General features: G+C 74.0%; 14 protein-coding genes. 8 read left to right on the forward strand and 6 right to left on the reverse strand.

The genetic code is table 11. The features are described from left to right. Positions 1 to 7 precede the first annotated feature (7 nt). A complete protein-coding gene (locus HOO61_RS13960) occupies positions 8 to 616 on the forward strand; it encodes an SIMPL domain-containing protein (RefSeq protein ID WP_172259367.1) in 609 nt (202 codons plus the stop codon). On the opposite strand, the gene HOO61_RS13965 is transcribed toward HOO61_RS13960, so the two are convergent. The 3 genes from HOO61_RS13965 to HOO61_RS13975 are packed head-to-tail and all read right to left on the reverse strand — an operon-like array spanning position 610 to position 3,045. After that, a complete protein-coding gene (locus HOO61_RS13965) occupies positions 610 to 1,932 on the reverse strand; it encodes an FAD-dependent oxidoreductase (protein WP_172259369.1) in 1,323 nt (440 codons plus the stop codon). The genes HOO61_RS13960 and HOO61_RS13965 overlap by 7 nt on opposite strands. Before the next feature lie 20 nt (positions 1,933 to 1,952). Continuing rightward, entirely contained in the window at positions 1,953 to 2,558 is a 606-nt protein-coding gene (locus HOO61_RS13970; protein WP_172259371.1) for a DUF4126 domain-containing protein, read from the reverse strand. Between the two features lie 13 nt (positions 2,559 to 2,571). Then, positions 2,572 to 3,045: a YbaK/EbsC family protein gene (locus HOO61_RS13975; protein ID WP_172259373.1), complete on the reverse strand. Its 474-nt coding sequence runs from the start codon at positions 3,043 to 3,045 to the stop codon at positions 2,572 to 2,574. A gap of 46 nt (positions 3,046 to 3,091) precedes the next feature. Between HOO61_RS13975 and HOO61_RS13980 the strand changes: the two genes are divergently transcribed. From HOO61_RS13980 to HOO61_RS14010, 7 genes are all read left to right on the forward strand, one after another. After that, complete coding sequence (locus HOO61_RS13980) at positions 3,092 to 3,559, forward strand: hypothetical protein (RefSeq protein ID WP_172259375.1); 468 nt, start codon at positions 3,092 to 3,094, stop codon at positions 3,557 to 3,559. Positions 3,560 to 3,759: 200 nt separating this feature from the next. Continuing rightward, the gene (locus HOO61_RS13985; RefSeq protein ID WP_172259377.1) at positions 3,760 to 4,068 is read left to right on the forward strand and encodes a DUF6504 family protein; all 309 of its coding nucleotides are present in this window, start codon (positions 3,760 to 3,762) and stop codon (positions 4,066 to 4,068) included. 11 nt (positions 4,069 to 4,079) lie between these two features. Continuing rightward, the gene (locus HOO61_RS13990) at positions 4,080 to 4,520 is read left to right on the forward strand and encodes an SAV_6107 family HEPN domain-containing protein (RefSeq protein ID WP_172259379.1); all 441 of its coding nucleotides are present in this window, start codon (positions 4,080 to 4,082) and stop codon (positions 4,518 to 4,520) included. Between the two features lie 8 nt (positions 4,521 to 4,528). Then, positions 4,529 to 8,425 carry a DNA polymerase III subunit alpha gene (locus HOO61_RS13995; protein WP_216658899.1) on the forward strand — a complete coding sequence of 1,299 codons (3,897 nt, stop codon included), beginning with the start codon at positions 4,529 to 4,531 and terminating at the stop codon, positions 8,423 to 8,425. A gap of 76 nt (positions 8,426 to 8,501) precedes the next feature. Further along, a complete protein-coding gene (locus HOO61_RS14000) occupies positions 8,502 to 9,275 on the forward strand; it encodes a methyltransferase domain-containing protein (protein ID WP_172259381.1) in 774 nt (257 codons plus the stop codon). A gap of 24 nt (positions 9,276 to 9,299) precedes the next feature. Further along, positions 9,300 to 10,469: a DNA polymerase IV gene (dinB, locus tag HOO61_RS14005; protein WP_172259383.1), complete on the forward strand. Its 1,170-nt coding sequence runs from the start codon at positions 9,300 to 9,302 to the stop codon at positions 10,467 to 10,469. Positions 10,470 to 10,563: 94 nt separating this feature from the next. Then, positions 10,564 to 11,001 (forward strand): DUF3040 domain-containing protein, encoded by a 438-nt coding sequence (locus HOO61_RS14010; RefSeq protein ID WP_172259385.1) that lies wholly within the window; start codon positions 10,564 to 10,566, stop codon positions 10,999 to 11,001. 229 nt (positions 11,002 to 11,230) lie between these two features. Here the strand turns inward: HOO61_RS14010 and HOO61_RS14015 are convergent, their stop codons facing one another. Genes HOO61_RS14015 through HOO61_RS14025 form a run of 3 tightly spaced genes read right to left on the reverse strand, consistent with a single transcriptional unit; the run spans position 11,231 to position 15,859 of the window. Continuing rightward, complete coding sequence (locus HOO61_RS14015; RefSeq protein ID WP_172259387.1) at positions 11,231 to 13,594, reverse strand: DUF3488 and transglutaminase-like domain-containing protein; 2,364 nt, start codon at positions 13,592 to 13,594, stop codon at positions 11,231 to 11,233. After that, positions 13,591 to 14,859, reverse strand: coding sequence for a DUF58 domain-containing protein (locus HOO61_RS14020; protein ID WP_172259389.1), 1,269 nt, complete (start codon positions 14,857 to 14,859; stop codon positions 13,591 to 13,593). Before HOO61_RS14020 ends, HOO61_RS14015 begins: the two co-directional genes overlap by 4 nt. Beyond that, positions 14,852 to 15,859: an AAA family ATPase gene (locus tag HOO61_RS14025; RefSeq protein ID WP_367650177.1), complete on the reverse strand. Its 1,008-nt coding sequence runs from the start codon at positions 15,857 to 15,859 to the stop codon at positions 14,852 to 14,854. Before HOO61_RS14025 ends, HOO61_RS14020 begins: the two co-directional genes overlap by 8 nt. Positions 15,860 to 16,111: the final 252 nt, after the last annotated feature.

Raw genomic sequence — 16,111 nt, forward strand, 5'->3', positions numbered from 1 at the left:
GGCGGGCGTGCAGACCGTCACCGTGACCGGGACCGGCGTCGTCACCGTCGTCCCGGACAGTGCGGTGGTGAGGCTCGCGGCGTTCGCCCGGGGGAGCGGCGTCGCCGAGGCGTACGCCGCCATGTCCGGCGCAGCCGCCACGGTCGTCGAGGTCGCGCACCGGCACACCGAGGAGCGCCGCGTCGCCTCGACCGGCATCTCGGTGTGGCCCGCACGCGACCACGAGGGCCGCGAGACCGGCTACGAGGCCCGCCACTCCTACGCCGTCACGTGCCCCGACCTGGCGACCGCCGGTGCCCTGCTGGACGAGCTGGCCGGGCAGGTCGGCGACGCGCTCGCGGTCGACGGCGTGGCGCTCGAGGTCACCGAGGACCACGGTGCCGGGGACCGGGCCCGGGAGGCGGCCTTCCAGGACGCACGCGAACGCGCCGCCCAGCTCGCCCGGATGGCCGGTGCCGGGCTCGGTGCCGTCCAGACGATCGTCGAGGGCGACCCCGGCCGCGGGCCGTCGCCGATGCCGCGGATGGCGCTCGCCAGCGCGTCGGCGGCCGGCCTCGAGCCGGGCGAGGCCTCGGTGACCACCACCGTCACCGTGGTGTGGGAGCTCGCCTACTGACCTGAGGTCCGGCGTGGCGCCCGGCCGACCATCTCGGCCACCAGCGCGGCGCTGAGGCCGGCGAAGGGCAGCCCCGAGCCGGTCGTGGCGTGGGCACCCGCGGCCAGCACGCCGGCGACGGGCGTCCGCGGTCCCAGCCTCGCTCGGGCCGTGCGCGGGCCCTGCCACAGCACGCCGTGCGGGGACCCGCCCCATGCGTCGACGAGGTCGCGCGGGGTGCGGTCGACGCGGGCGACGACCTGTGCGCGCACGTCGAGGCCGTGACGTGCCAGCGCGGTCAGGAGGTCCTCGGCGATGCGGCCGCGGCCCAGCACCGTCCACGCCGCAGCGCCGTCGGGGGCCCGACCCCCGGTGCGCACGACCAGCAGGGGGTCGCCGTGCAGCACGACCTCGTGGGGCAGGTCGGGGACGTCGCCCTCGAGCCCGACGTGGCACACGACCGGAGGGAAGGCCGGCATCGTGCGCCGGACGTACGACGCGAGAGCCGGCAGGCGGCGGGGGTCGACGGCGACGACCACCTGGTCCGCGTCGACCTCGCCGCCCGGGGTCCGCACCGCGGTGACCCGGCCCTCGCGCACGACGAGGTCGGTGGCCGGGGTGCCGGTGAGCACGGTCACGCCGCGCAGCGCGAGCCGGTCGGCCATCGCCGTGCCGAGGGCGGCGAGCCCCCCGGGGACGGTCCACGCCCCGAAGCGCTGCTCGAGGTAGACGTCGACGCCGGCCAGGACGGGAGCCTGCCGCAGGTCGTGGCCGTCCATGACGAGGCGGTGGCCGGCGACCAGCCGCAGCCGGTCGTCACGCAGTGACTGGCGCAGCCGCTTGTGGAGCGACTCGCGCCGCCCGAGCAGGGTCATCAGCTCGCGGGGCGCGACGTCGGGGTCGAAGGGGCGCTCGTACCACTCCTTGCGCAGCAGCTCCCACGTCTCGCCGTACGACGCGACGTGGTCGACCCACTGCCGGCCCAGGCCCGTACCGAGGGCGTCGAACGCCGCGAGCTGGGCGGCCCGCGACCCTCCGGGCAGCTGCATCGCCGAGCCGTCGTCGAAGCGGTGCTCGCGAACCACGTCGAGCGGCTGGAGGTCGAGCTCGCGCTCGAGCGGTCGGCCCGACTTGCGGAACAGGTCGCGCACGACGGCCGGCAGGAGCGTGCTGGTCGGTCCGGCGTCCCACGCGAAGTCGCCGTGCCGCACCGTGGTGAGCGCGCCGCCCAGCTGCTCGGAGCGCTCGAGGAGCGTGACCTCGTGCCCGAGCCTGGCCAGCCGCGCGGCGGCCGCCATGCCGCCGAAGCCGCCGCCGACCACCACCACACGAGCCACGGGTGAACCCTAGGCGCCACCTAGGAGACGTCGCGGACGGGCTCCTGCTCCTTCCAGTCACGCTTCTTCCACCGACGCCAGCCGCGGCGCGCCAACCGGCCCAGGACGAGCAGCAGGACGAGGCCGACCACGAGCAGCACGCCGGCGATCGCTGCGGCCGCCTGCGGGTGCTCGAGGGAGAACCACACCACCCCGAGCACGAGCGCGTCCTCGGTGAGGCTCGCCGCGACGTTGGTCACCGGCTCCGGCGAGGAGTTGATGGCCAGCCGACCGCCCGCCTTGGCGAGGTGGCTCAGCAGGGCGGTCCCGCCGCCCACCACGCCGAGCACGGCCTGCTCGAGGGAGGAGGCGTCGCCGGCGAGCAGGACGCCGATCACCGCGCCCGCGGTGGGCCGGACGGCGGTGGAGATCGCGTCCCAGGTCGAGTCGATGTAGGGGATCTTGTCGGCGACGAACTCCATCGCGAACATGAAGCCGGCAGCGGCCAGGACGTCCCACCGGCCCAGCACGTCGGGGATCTCGGCGACCGACCCGACCCGGTCCGCGATGCCCAGCACGAGCACCACGAGGTAGGCGTTGATGCCGCTCGCCCACCCGCTGGAGAAGGTCATGGCCAGGGCGTCCATCAGCGGCCCTCCATCACTCCACCTCGACCTCGACCGCGCCGGTCATCGCCACCAGCTCGTCGTAGGACGTCGAGAACACCGCGGCGGGGTGGCCGGCCGCCGCCCACACGACCTCGTGCCTGCGCAGCCACGGGTCGATCCACGTGCGGATCGGCGCCGGGTGGTCGATGGGGGAGACGCCCCCGATCACCTGCCCGGTGTGCTGACGGACGAAGTCGGGGTCGGCCCGCCGCAGCCGGGCGACTCCGATGCGCGCGGCCACGGCCGCCGTGTCGACCCGGTGGGCGCCCGAGGTGAGGATCAGGACGGGCTCGCCGTCGCCGTCGAAGAGCAGGCTGTTGGCGATGGCGCCGACCTCGCACCCCAACGCCGCCGCGGCGAGTGCTGCCGTGTGGGCGCTGTCGGGCAGGATGACCACGTCACCGGCGCCGCCGCGTCGGGTGAGGTCGCCTCGAAATGAGGTGATCGATGCATGCTCGGACGACATGATGCGAGCCTAGCGACCAACGACGACGAGCCTCAGGGGAGTTTGGATGGCGCGCGACCTGCCGGGATCCGTGGTCAACAGCATGCGAGTGCTGGGGCTGATCGTCGCCACGTCGGGGGTGATCACGCTGCTGACCTGGCTGATGCGCGACGAGGTGATCCTCGGGTGGGCCGAGGGCAACCCGTCGGCGCAGGAGATCCTCGCCCAGGGCGGGATCGAGCAGCTGCGCGAGAGCCCCATCGTCCCCGGCTTCGTCGCCCTGTCGGTGGTCGCGTTCGTCGGCTTCGCCCTGCTGGTCCTCGTGCTGGGCTCGTTCTTCGTCGGCGGGCACGGCTGGACCCGTCCCGTCCTCACGGCCACGGCCGGGGTCGGCGTGCTGGTCGGCGTGGTGTGCCTCGACGCCCACCTGCCGACCATCTTCGTGGTGCTCTCCGCGCTGGTCATCGTCGAGGGCCTGGTGCTCTCGTTCTTCCTCTGGCGGCGCGAGACCAGCGCCTACCTGCGTCGCACCTGAGGCGCCAGCGCACGTCGCCGTCAGGGTCCTGACGGTCGGGTCCTCCCCAGCCGGCGCGCGGGTCTTGACGGCCTGTCGGTGGGGGGGAGTACCGTTCTGGGTGTTCGAACACGTGTTCGATGCGATCCGGGTGGCGGTGACCTCGACCCCCACCGTCACCCGGGTCGGCCCCGGGGTCGACGACTGTGCGAGGAGGCGCGATGAGGCAGTACGACGACCCCGTCGAGGTGCGGCGAGGCGAGGCGCAGGACCCCGACCAGTTCCTGTGGCGGGGCCGGTTGTGGAAGGTGCGTGCCGTGGTCGCGCACTGGGTGGAGACGGGCCCGTGGTGGCAGGGCGACTCCGGTGCGGTCGCCGACCTCGTCGCCGAGCGCGAGCTGTGGCGGGTGGAGGCCGGCCGGGGCATGCCCGGAGGACGGCAGGCGAGCGACCCGTCGTCCTACGGCGTCTTCGACCTCTCCTTCGACTGGACCGACGGGCGCTGGCAGCTCGTCGGGTGCCTGGACTGAGGGGCATGGTCATGACCTCACCCAGCTCCCGTCGAGGGCCCGTGCCCGTCCCCGGACCGCACCTGCTGCCGGCCAGCGCCCACTCCTACCTCGCGCGCTCGGCGACCTCGTTGCGCGACGCGATCACCGCCCGTGACGTGCCGACCCGCTACGCCTGTGCCCACGTGGCCGCCCTCTGCGCGGCCGCCGCGCTGCTCGCGGCCCGGGCCCGACCGGCGCCGCGGGGTCGCCGGCAGAAGAACGCCTGGGTGCTCCTCGCCGAGGTGGCTCCCGAGCTGTCGGAGTGGGCGAGCTTCTTCGCCGCCGGGGCCGCCAAGCGCGCGGCCGCCGAGGCCGGGTCGACGAGGGCCGTGACCGAGCGGGAGGCCGACGACCTCGTGCGCGACGCGGACCGCTTCCTGGCCGTGGTCGAGCAGGCGCTCGGCCTGGTCCCGCACGCCAGCGTCGCCTGAGGGGCTGGGTGCAGGTGTCGCCCGACCCGTTCGTCCACCTCCACGTCGCCTCCGGGTTCTCCCTGCGATACGGCGCCTCCCACCCCGACGCCCTCGTCGAGCGGGCGGCCGAGCACGGCATGGACACGCTGGCCCTCACCGACCGTGACGGCACCTACGGTGCGGTGAAGTTCGTGCGCGCCGCTCGCCGCGCCGGCGTCCGACCGGTGCTCGGCGTCGACCTCGCGGTCGCCCCGACCATGGGTGCGGCTGCGGGCGGGAGGATGGGCGGGAGCATCGCGGGGCCCGCGCCACGTCGTCGTACGCCGGTGCGGGGCGGGGTCGCCCGCGACGTGTCGGTGCAGCTGGGCGGCAGCGCACGCGTCACCTTCCTCGCCCTCGGCAGGTCCGGGTGGGCGGCGCTGTGCCGGATGGTGTCCGCGGTCCACCTGTCCGGCGAGCGCGGGCGTCCGGTCGGCACGCTCGACCTGCTGGCGCCGCACCTCGCCGGCGGTGACGTGCTGGTGCTGCTCGGACCGTCCTCCGAGCTCGGGGCCGTCGCGACCCGGCGGCGCGACGACCTGGCTCCGGTCGCGCTCGCGCCGTGGCTCGAGGTGGTGCCGCGACACCACCTCGTCGTCGAGCTGGTGTCCCACCGGCTCGGCGGTCGCGGGGGCGACTGGGGCCCGGGGACCTCGGCGCACGCTGCCCGCTTGACCGGCCTCGCCCGTCGCGCCGGCCTGACCACCGTTCTCACCAACGCGGTCCGCTACGCCGACCGCCTCGACGCGCCGACCGTCGACGTCCTCGATGCCGCCAGGCGCCTGGTGCCGCTCGGCTCGGCCGGGCTCCGCGACGTCGGCCCGGACGGCGCTCGCGGCAACGCCGAGGGGTTCCTCAAGTCCGGCAAGCAGATGCACGAGGTGGCCGACGAGATCTGCCGGCTCGCCGGGCTGGGCGACAGCGAGCGGGAGGCGAGGCGGCTGCTCGCGCGCACGAGGACGGTGGCCGACCGGTGCGCCCTCGACCCCCGCGCCGACCTGGGCATCGGCGAGGTGCACTTCCCCGAGCTCGACCTGGCCGACGCGTCCTCCCACCGCACCGCCGACGCGGTGCTGCGGGCCCGGTGCGAGGCGGCGATCGGCTGGCGGTACGGCACGGGCCCGATGATGCGGGTCTGGAAGCGGCTCGACGACGAGCTCGAGACCATCCGCACCCTGGGCTACGCGTCCTACTTCCTCACCGTGGCTGACGTCACCGACCTGATCGGCGACATGGGCATCCGTCGTGCCGCGCGGGGGTCCGGCGCCGGCAGCATCGTCAACTACCTGCTCGGCATCTCGGGGGTCGACCCGATCCGCCACGGTCTGTTGATGGAGCGGTTCCTCTCGCCGCTGCGCGCGTCGCTGCCCGACATCGACGTCGACGTGGAGTCGGCGCGGCGCGAGGAGGTCTACCGCGCGATCCTCGACCGCTTCGGCGGCGAGCGGTGCGTCACCGTCTCGATGATGGACACCTACCGCGTCCGCCACGCCGTCCGTGATGTCGGCGCCGCCCTCGGCATGCCGCCGGGCGAGGTCGACGCGATCGCCAAGGCGTTCCCCCACGTGCGGGCGCGCGATGCCCGCTCCGCGCTGCGCGACCTGCCCGAGCTGCGGGCCAGCGGGCTCGGCGACGGCGGGCTCGACCGGTTCTTCGGCCTGGTCGAGCGGCTCGACGGGCTGCCCCGGCACATCGCGATGCATCCCTGCGGCGTGCTGCTGTCCGACCTGACCCTGCTCGACCGCACACCCGTCGAGGCATCCCACGCAGGCTTTCCGATGAGCCAGTTCGACAAGGACGACGTCGAGGAGCTCGGCCTGCTCAAGCTCGACGTGCTCGGCATCAGGATGCAGTCCGCGATGGCCCACGCCATCGCGGAGGTGCGTCGCGTCGACGGGGTGCAGGTCGACCTCGACGACGAGGCCCAGGTGCCCTTCGACGACGCCACGACCTACGACCTCATCAGCAGCGCCCGGACGCTGGGCGTCTTCCAGATCGAGTCGCCGGGCCAGCGTGAGCTCGTCGGCAAGTCCGGCATCGAGACCTTCGACGACATCATCACCGACATCTCCCTCTTCCGTCCCGGACCGGTCAAGAGCGACATGATCACCCCCTACCTCGAGGCCAAGCACGGGTGGCGTGACGTCCACTACCTCCACGACGACCTGCGCCCGATCCTCGAGGGCACCCGCGGCGTCGTCGTCTTCCACGAGCAGGTGATCGAGATGATCGCCCGGTTCGGTGGCGTCTCCTACGCCGAGGCCGACGAGAAGCGCCGTGCCGTCGGGAGCCGCGACGCGATGGCGGCCACCCGGGCGTGGTTCTTCCCACGCGCGCTGGCCCAGGGCTACGAGCCTCTGCTGGTGAAGCGCATCTGGGCGGTGCTGGAGGCCTTCGCCTCCTTCGGGTTCTGCAAGGCCCATGCCGCCGCGTTCGCGCTGCCGACCTACCAGTCGGCCTGGCTCAAGGCCCACTGGCCGGCGCACTTCCTTGCCGGGGTCCTGACCCACGACCCGGGCATGTACCCCAAGCGCCTCATCCTCGACGACGCCCGCCAGGTCGGGGTCGGCGTGCGCGGGCTCGACGTCAACGCCAGCGCGTCGACCTACGTCGTCGAACCTGTCGACCCTTCCGGGTACTCGATCCGGCTCTCGCTGTCCGACGTCAAGGGGATCAGCGCGGCGGAGGTCGCCCGCATCGTCGAGGCACGCCAGGGGGGCCGCTACGCGTCGCTGTCCGACTTCTTCCACCGCGCCCGGGTCTCGCGACCGACGCTGGAGCGGTTGGTGCTGGCCGGTGGTTTCGACGACGTCTACGGCATCTCGACCGGGGAGCAGGCGGTGGACCGGCGCGGCCGGGTGACGCGACGCGACCTGCTGCTGCAGGTCGCCGAGCTCGACCTGCACGCCCGCCTGCTCGACCGGGCCTCGCGGGCGCGTGGTCGCGGGCAGGCCAGCCGGAACGCCACCCCGCCGGCGCTCGCCGCCGCGACCGAAGCGGCGGCCCGCAACAGCACCGACCCCGCGGTGCGGGCCGGGTCGGCGTCGACGGAGCGGCACGCGCTGGCCGACGCCGGCGTCTGGGCCCGCGCCTCCGCGCAGTCGCGCGCCGCGCGGCCGGTCGTCGACGCCGAGTCGGTTCAGCTCACACTCGCGCTGGGAGACGAACCGGGGCGACCGGGGGAGCGACCGACCGGCCTGCCGGAGATGACCAGGCTCGAGCGGATGCGCGCCGAGCTGGAGATCCTCGGCCTCGACGTGAGCCAGCACGCGATCACCCCCTACGCCTCGCTCCTCGAGGCACTCGAGGTGACCCGCAGCCGTGACCTGCTGCGTCGGCGCAGTCGCGCCGAGCTGCTCGTGGCCGGGGTGAAGGTCGCGACCCAGACGCCGCCGATCAGGTCCGGGCGGCGGGTCGTGTTCCTGACGCTCGACGACGGCACCGGCCCGGTCGACGCGACGTTCTTCGACGACGCCCAGGGCCCCTACGCCGCGACCGTGTTCTCGTCCTGGCTGCTCCTGGTGCGCGGCGAGCTCCGGCGTACCGGTCGCCGGGGCGTCTCCCTGCGCGCGACCGGAGCCTGGGAGCTGCCCGGGTTGCACGCCCTCTGGCAGGGTGCCCGCACCACCGACGAGGCCCTCGAGCGGGTGCGCGCCGAGCTCTCGCGGCGGCCCGAGCCGGACGCGACGGGACCGGACGAGCCCTCGACGAGGCGCGTCCTCGTCCACTCCAGCGGCTTCCGGCTCTCGCCCTACGCCGACGTCGACCCCGCCGGCGACTCGCCCCGCGACGTCGGCCGCAAGCTCGCGACCGACCCGACCCACCCGACCGACCGACCGCCGTCCCGTGCCCTGTGGCACCGCAGCCCCGGGAGCCCGGGATGAACGCCGCCACCGCACCGACCCTCCACGCCCGCGGCTCGACGAGGACGCCGGCCGACGAGCCACTAGGGTGGCGCCCATGGCCCAGCCGACCGCGAGCTCCTCTGCCAGCGAGCGACGCCAGTCCGTCCGCACCGGCGTGGCTTGGGACGGCGTGCGCCGCCTCCTCGACGCAGCAGCCGCCGACGGTCACCAGGCCCGCATCGTCGACATCGGCGGCGGCACCGGCGGCTTCGCCGTCCCGCTGGCCGAGCTCGGACACACCGTGCAGGTCATCGACCCGAGCCCCGACGCCCTCGCCTCGCTCGACCGGCGTGCTCGTGAGCGCGGCGTCGCCGACCGCGTCACCGGCCAGCAGGGCGACCTGTCCGACCTGTCCGACCTGGTCGACGAGGCCGACCTCGTCCTCTGCCACGGCGTGCTCGAGATGGTCGAGGACCCCGCCGCGTCCCTCGCCTCGATCGCCGGCGTGCTGCGTCCCGGCGGACACCTCAGCCTGCTCGTGGCCCAGCGACATGCTGCCGTGGTGGCGCGAGCCATGGCCGGTCACTTCCAGGCCGCGCGCGAGCTGCTCGACGACGTACCCCACCGACCGGAAGGCGGCTCGCCCGGTCCGGCCGGGCGCAGCGGCCGTCGCTTCACCCACGACGAGATCGTCGACCTCCTCGTCGGGGCCGGCCTCAGCCCCGAGTCGGTCCACGCCGTCCGCGTCTTCGCCGACCTCGTCCCGGGCAGCCTCCTCGACCTCGAGCCGGGCGCGACCGCGGCGCTGGTCGAGCTCGAGAAGGCCGTGGCCACGCGCCCGGAGTACCTCCCCCTCGCTGCCCAGCTCCACGTCGTCGCGCGCCGCTGACCGTCGCCCCCGCGGGGGTCGGCGATGACCGACACCCCGTTGCTGCACGTCGACATGGACGCGTTCTACGCCTCCGTCGCGCTCCGGGAGCGCCCCGACCTGGTCGACCAGCCCGTCGTGGTGGGCGGGAGCGGACGCGGTGTCGTGCTGGCCGCCAACTACGTCGCCCGCCGCTACGGCATCAGGTCGGCCCTCCCGATGACCCGAGCCCGGCGGCTGTGCCCGCACGTCGTGGTGCTCGCGCCCGACTACTCCACGTTCACGAGCGTCTCGGCGTCGGTGATGGAGACGTTCCGCGACGTCACCCCGGTGGTGGAGGCGATGTCGCTCGACGAGGCGTTCCTCGACGTGCGGGGCGCCACGCGGCGACTCGGCACCCCCGGCGAGATCGCCGAGCGGCTCCGGGCGACCATCCACGACGAGCAGGGCATCACGTGCTCCGTCGGCGTCGCCGCGTCGGTGTCGGTCGCCAAGGTCGCGAGCAGGCGGGCCAAGCCCGACGGCGTGGTCGTGGTGCCCCCGTCCGAGGTCACCTCCTTCCTGCACCCGCTCGACGTCGGCGAGCTCTACGGCGTGGGGGAGAAGACGCAGGTACTCCTGCACCGCTTCGGCCTGCTCACCGTGGGCGACGTCGCCCACACCCCGCTGCAGACCCTCCAGCGAGCCCTCGGCGACCACCTCGGTCGTCACCTCCACCACCTCGCGTGGGGCACCGACCGACGCGACCTCTCGCCGACCGCCGGCCCGCACGAACCGGAGCGGTCGATGGGAGCCGACGAGACCTTCGCGCGTGACACCGACGACCGCGACGTCATCGTCCGCGAGCTGCTGCGGCTCTCCGCCCGGGTCACCGGGCGCATGCGGGCGGCCGGGGTGGCCGGGCGCACCCTCACCCTGAAGGTCCGCTTCGCCGACTTCACCACGATCACCCGCTCGCGCACGATGCCCGAGGCCACCGACGTGACCGTCGAGGTGCACCGCGCGGTGACCCACCTCTACGACGCCCTGGGGCTGCAACGCGCGCGCGTGCGGCTGGTCGGCGTACGGGTGGAGGGGCTGGTGCCGCGAGCGACGGTGCACCGCCAGCTCGTGCTGGGGGAGCCCACGCACGGGTGGGCCGAGGCCGACCGTGCGGTGGACCGCGCGACGCGACGGTTCGGGGCCGCGGCCGTGCGACCGGCGAGCCTCGTGTGACGAACAGCCCCTGCGTCGGGGTGGAATTTTCCGGGGACGCCTACCGTAGGTGGGGGCGGGTGCCTAGACTTGCACCAGAAGGTGAGGAGGAACCGTGGAGCTCTCCGAGGAAGAACTGCGAATGCTCGAGCAGATGGAGCGCGCCCTCGTCGAAGAAGACCCCAAGCTCGCCTCCACGCTTCGCGGCACGTCGTTCCAGCGCGCCGCGCGTCGCCGGATGATCCTGGGCGGGGCGATCCTCCTCGTCGGCATCGGTCTCCTGATCGTCGCCGTGCTCCTCGACCTCACCGCCGTGCTCCAGACGATCGTCGGTGTCCTCGGCTTCGTGGTCATGCTCGTCGGCGCGATCCTGGCCCTCACGTCGGCGCGCAGCCCGGGTCACGCGACGCCCAAGGTGCGTGCCTCCGGCCGCACCGGGTTCGGTGTCGTCGACGGCGGCCGGCCGCACCGGCCTCGCCGGCAGCGCTCCGGCAGCCCGTTCATGGAGCGCATGGAGGAGCGGTGGCGCCGCCGCCGCGAACGCGGCTTCTGACCGCAACTCCTGTCGCACCCCTGATCGCACCCCACCGCCCGGTCCTCGGACCGGGCGTTCGTGCGTGTGCACTCCGCGCCACAACCCCACCGACCGGGCACTTCGCCGCGCCCCAACCCCACCGACCGGGCACGTCCTCGCGGTCGCGCGGACGCCTTGCGCGAGGAAGTGCCCGCTCTGCCCGTCCCAGCGCGAGGAAGTGCCCGCTCGGCCCGTCGCCCGTCGGCCGTCAGCCGACGAGCTCGTCGACCGTCCGGGCGGACTCGTGGTCGGGGGTCGTGGTCGAGGCCCGGCCGGACCTGCCGCGCAGGCGCCAGGACGTACGACGTCCCACGACCGACGCGGGCCACCACTCGGCGCGGCGCGCCTCGCGTGACGTCACCCCGGCGGTGAGGGACTCCTCGACGAGGGCGAGGTCGCCGGCCAGGCGCTCGGCGGTGAAGGTCTCCGGGTCGCGGGCGTAGCGGCTGCGCTCGAGGGACGCGACGAGCCGGTCGAGGGCCTGCGCCGCCTCGGGAGCCTGCTCGCGTCCGCGGCGCGGACGGTCGGGCCGCGAGTCGTGGACGGGGGTGGCCAGGAGGTGCCCGAGCCAGTCGCCGACCCGTCGGGGCGAACGACCCTCCGGCCACGCGTGGCCCAGGTCGCGGGCCACGTCGCGCAGCTCGAGCCAGAGGTCCTCGACGTCGCCGTCGAGGCGGCGCCGGCGCCGGGAGGCACGGACCAGTCGGGGCGTCAGCAGCAGCAGGACCACCAGGGCGAGGCCGACCAGGCCGGCGAGGATCGGGACCCAGGGGATGGACGAGCCGGTCGCGTCGTCGGCGGCTGCCTCGGCATCGGCCTGCTCGCCGCGGTCGGGCAGCTCATCGGCGGGTTGTCCGGCGCTGGGCGTCGGGGTCGGGACGACCGGCTCGAACTCGGCCTCCGTGTAGCCCGGCGGCTGGCTGGCGCGCGACTGGGGGGTGGGCTCGAAGCGCACCCAGCCCGAGCCGGGGAAGTAGAGCTCGGGCCACGCGTGGAAGTCGTGCGCGGAGAACTCCCACGCGCCCCTGGTCGACTTCTCGGGCTCGAGGAAGCCGATCGCGACCCGGCTCGGGATGCCGAGGACGCGGGCCATGATCGCCATCGACGCAGCGAACTGTGTGCAGTAACCGGACCGCTCGTCGAGGAACGCGAGCAGGTCGGCGTCGCCACGGCCCGCCGAGGCGGCCTGCGCCTGGTCGTAGCGGAACCCGCCGTCCTCGCGGAACCACTGCTGCAGCACCTGGGCCTTCTGGAAGCGGGTGGGGGCGTCGGCGGTGACGCTCGCCGCGAGCCGCCGGACCTCGTTGCTCAGGCTGCTGGGCACGTCGGTGAAGGTCGCTGCCACCGATCCGGCACCGGAGACGGCCCGGTCCATGTCCTTCGGGTCGTAGGTCAGCTCGGCGGCGGTGAAGTCGTAGGTGAGGTCGGCCGTGGTGAGACCGTCACGCGCGGCGATGAAGTCGCGGGTACTGAGGTCGTAGCGCCAGTCGGACCCGGCGGCGATCCGCGTGGTCTGCGCGGCCGTGGGCAGCCAGGTGGAGTCGAGGTCCGGCCCCACACGGACGTCGTACTTGAACTGCCGACGGGACACGTCGACGCCCACCCCGTCGAGGGGGGGCAGTGAGCCGGTCGCTGCCTGCGACTCCGGGATCTCGCGGTCGCCGGGGGTCCACGCGGTGCCGGTGAAGTTGGTGAGGACCGCCAGACGCATGTAGGTCGGGCGCGGTCCGGAGGTGGTCACCCACAGCATCGGGACGTCCTCGCCGCGGCTCAGGTTGCGTTCCAGGTCGAGCAAGGGGTCCTTCACCTCGACCTCACGGGTCCCGGGGCCGTTGCCGTCCAGGACGCTCATGCTCATCGTGGGCACGGCGGCCGGTACGACGACCGCGAGCGCGATCGCGCTCGCGCCGAGGGCCAGCGCGGTGTTGCCGATGGCGCCGGTGCGCACCGAGAAGGAGCCCTTCTCGCCGTCAGGCGCGCGTCCCCAGCTGGTGACGTGGTCGCTGTGCTGGATGAAGACCAGGGTGAGGAAGAAGGCGGCGATCACCGCGAAGAGCCACCACGACACGGCGTCGCCGGTGACCGCGACGGGCAACGTGTAGGCGGCGAGCAGCACGAGGCCGGCCACCGGGGCCCGGCGCAGGGTGCAGGCGATCAGGTCGACCAGCAGGACGATCAGCACCCCGCCGATGAGCAGCAACGGGTGCACGGGCGGTACGCCGTTCTGGACCGGAGCTGCGTAGCTGCGCGAGGTCTCGAGCGCGTCATCGATCGCGGCCCGGAAGGCGTCGACGTTGTCCGGGGTCGGGATGGGAGAGCCGGTCGTGGTGCCGAGCACCAGCAGTGCGCCGAGGACCACCTGACCGGTGATGATCACGACGACCGGGAGGCGGTTCCAGCGGGCCAGGGCGCCCGCCCCGGCCAGGACGACGCCGATGAGGAGCAGGGGGATGGCGACCTCGGCGAAGCCCTCGGTCAGGACGCGCCACGACAGCACCGTGGTCCACGAGGCCAGCAGAGCGATGCCGGCGATGCGCAGCTGGTGCGGGAGCGTGCTCCACGTGGACCTCATCGTGCGACTCCCGACGAGGCCGTGGCCCGGCTCTGCATCAGGCCCAGCTCCTGCCAGGCGGTGTCGAGGCGGTCGCGCGGGCCGAGGGTGATCGAGCGCCACCCGGTGGACGTGAGGTGGGCGGCCGCGCCGGGACCGGGCTGGACCGGCAGGTGGGGCGCCCACGCGTCGACGTCGAGGGCGATCGCGAGGCTCGACGACGCGTGGTGCTGCAGGCGACGGAGGAACGGCAGGTCGGGGTCGCCGAGACCTCCGAAGATCCCGATGGTGAGACCGCCGTGGCCGGGCTCGGCCAGCCACTGCGTGTCGGGCGCGGGGGAGTGGTCGAGCTGGACGACGGCGAGCGCCTCGAGGAGCGGGATGGTGCTGGCCTCGGCGGTGTGGGAGTGCCACTCGGTCTCGCGGCTGTCGCCGGAGGCGGTGACCAGCCGGACGGTGTAGCCATGGTGGGCCAGGTGGATGGCGATCGAGGCGGCCGCGGACACGGCACCCTCGAGCGAGCTGGCGGCCCCCTGCCCGCGGTGGGCGATGCCCCGGTTGTCGAGGAAGACGGTCGCGCGCGACTGCCACGGCTGCTCCTCGCGGCGCACCATCAGCTCGCCGACGCGCGCCGAGCTGCGCCAGTGGACGCGCCGCAGGTCGTCGCCGCGTCGGTACTCGCGGACGGTGACGTCCTCCGCGCTGCCGGTCGCGAAGGCGCGGGGGCGGTTGTCGCCCGAGCCGGTCCATGCCCCGCCCAGCGGGATGCTCGGCAGGGAGATGGTGCGCGGGGTGACGGTCAGCCGGGTGGTGGCGTGGAAGGTGCGACCCAGCTCGACCAGGCCGAACGGGTCGGTCACGCGCACCGACATGGGCCCGATGTCGAACTGGCCGCGCAGCTCCGAGCGCACCTGGTAGGTCGCGTGCCGACGCCACCCGTGGCCGAGTCCCTCGAGCACGAAGCGCGGCCGGGTGCCCAGCACGTAGGGGAGACGCTCCTCGAGCAGCAGCACGCCCGTGGGCGTGCGGGACTCGTTGGAGACGGTGAGCTCGACGGTGGCGGGCTGACCGGCGACCACGAGCTGGGGGGAGACCGTACGCACGAGCGAGAGGCGGTAGCGGGAACGGCCGACCCACCAGGCGGTGAGCAGCGGCAGCACCGCCACGAGGACGCCGATGCGCACCACCGAGGAGTGGCCCACGACGATCGCGGCCACGACGGTGGTGATGCCGGCGGCCAGGAACGCCCGTCCGCGGACGGTCAGCGCAGCGAGCGCCTCACGCACGGCTGCCGCGTGTGATCGACGTGGAGTCGGACGCCGCGGGCACCGGCACCGACTCGACGATCCCCGACAGGATCGCGGCGGTGGTGCGCCCGCTCATCGTCGCCTCCACGTTGGGCAGCAGCCGGTGGGCGAGGACCGGAGAGGTGATGCCGTGGATGTCGTCGGGGAGCACGTAGTCGCGTCCCTGCGTGGCGGCGACGGCCTTGGCGGCCCGCACGAGGTGGAGCGTCGCGCGGGGTGAGGCACCGAGGTGCAGGTCGTTGCTGGCGCGGGTGGCGGTGGTGAGGGCCACGGCGTAGCGCTGCACGGCCGGCGACACGTGCACCCGGCCGACGATCTCGATGACCTTGCGGATCTCCCCGGCGTCGGTGACCGGCTCGAGGTCGTCGAGCGGGTTGTGCGCGGTGTGCCCCTCCAGCATCGCGATCTCCGCGGACTCGACCGGGTAGCCGACCGAGACGCGCGCCATGAAGCGGTCGCGCTGCGCCTCCGGGAGGGCGTAGGTGCCCTCCATCTCGATGGGGTTCTGCGTGGCGATGACCATGAAGGGCTTTTCGAGCTGGTAGGTCGCGTTGTCGACGGTGACCTGGCGCTCCTCCATGCACTCGAGCAGCGCCGACTGCGTCTTGGGCGACGCGCGGTTGATCTCGTCGCCGACGACGATGTTGGCGAAGACGCCGCCGGGCCGGAACTCGAACTCCCGGGTGTCCTGGTTGAACACCGAGACGCCGGTGACGTCGGAGGGCAGCAGGTCCGGGGTGAACTGGATGCGGCGCACGGTCGAGTCGATGCTGCGCGCGAGGGCCTTGCTCAGCTGGGTCTTGCCCACGCCGGGGACGTCCTCGATGAGGAGGTGGCCCTCGGCGAGCAGGACGACGAGGGCGGCGTTGACGACGTCGGGCTTGCCCGCGATCACGCGCTCGATGTTCTGGCGTACGGCGCCGGTGACCCGCCGCACGGTGTCCAGGTCGGGCGCCTGCCCGGAAGACCCAGTCGTCACGTTGTCGTCCATCCCCTCGTGCGTGCTCCTCCACCACGGTATGTGGTGCGCGCAACATACCCGCCCGGCCGGGCGTGCGCTGCTGCCCTCGAGGGACGTCCCCCACCCGGGCGACGCGCCGTCCCCCACTTCGCTCCACCACCCGGGTCCCGTCCTTCCCACCGGCGCTCCACCAAGCCTGTCCTGAGCGTGGATCGCGCCTGTCCACGCGGGATCCGGCCGTTGCGGCACGGGGATCCGAGGACGTGCGGG

Origin of the sequence: Nocardioides sp. zg-1230, from assembly GCF_013155335.1 — a bacterium.
Taxonomy (GTDB): Bacteria; Actinomycetota; Actinomycetes; order Propionibacteriales; family Nocardioidaceae; genus Nocardioides.

Bases quoted from the DNA above. Each gene is read 5' to 3' on its own strand.
- HOO61_RS14000 (WP_172259381.1), top strand. From the start codon at position 8,502: ATGGCCCAGCCGACCGCGAGCTCCTCTGCCAGCGAGCGACGCCAGTCC.
- HOO61_RS13980 (WP_172259375.1), top strand. From the start codon at position 3,092: ATGGCGCGCGACCTGCCGGGATCCGTGGTCAACAGCATGCGAGTGCTG.
- HOO61_RS13975 (WP_172259373.1), bottom strand. From the start codon at position 3,045: ATGTCGTCCGAGCATGCATCGATCACCTCATTTCGAGGCGACCTCACC.
- HOO61_RS14015 (WP_172259387.1), bottom strand. From the start codon at position 13,594: ATGAGGTCCACGTGGAGCACGCTCCCGCACCAGCTGCGCATCGCCGGC.
- HOO61_RS13970 (WP_172259371.1), bottom strand. From the start codon at position 2,558: ATGGACGCCCTGGCCATGACCTTCTCCAGCGGGTGGGCGAGCGGCATC.
- HOO61_RS13990 (WP_172259379.1), top strand. From the start codon at position 4,080: ATGACCTCACCCAGCTCCCGTCGAGGGCCCGTGCCCGTCCCCGGACCG.
- HOO61_RS13985 (WP_172259377.1), top strand. From the start codon at position 3,760: ATGAGGCAGTACGACGACCCCGTCGAGGTGCGGCGAGGCGAGGCGCAG.
- dinB (WP_172259383.1), top strand. From the start codon at position 9,300: ATGACCGACACCCCGTTGCTGCACGTCGACATGGACGCGTTCTACGCC.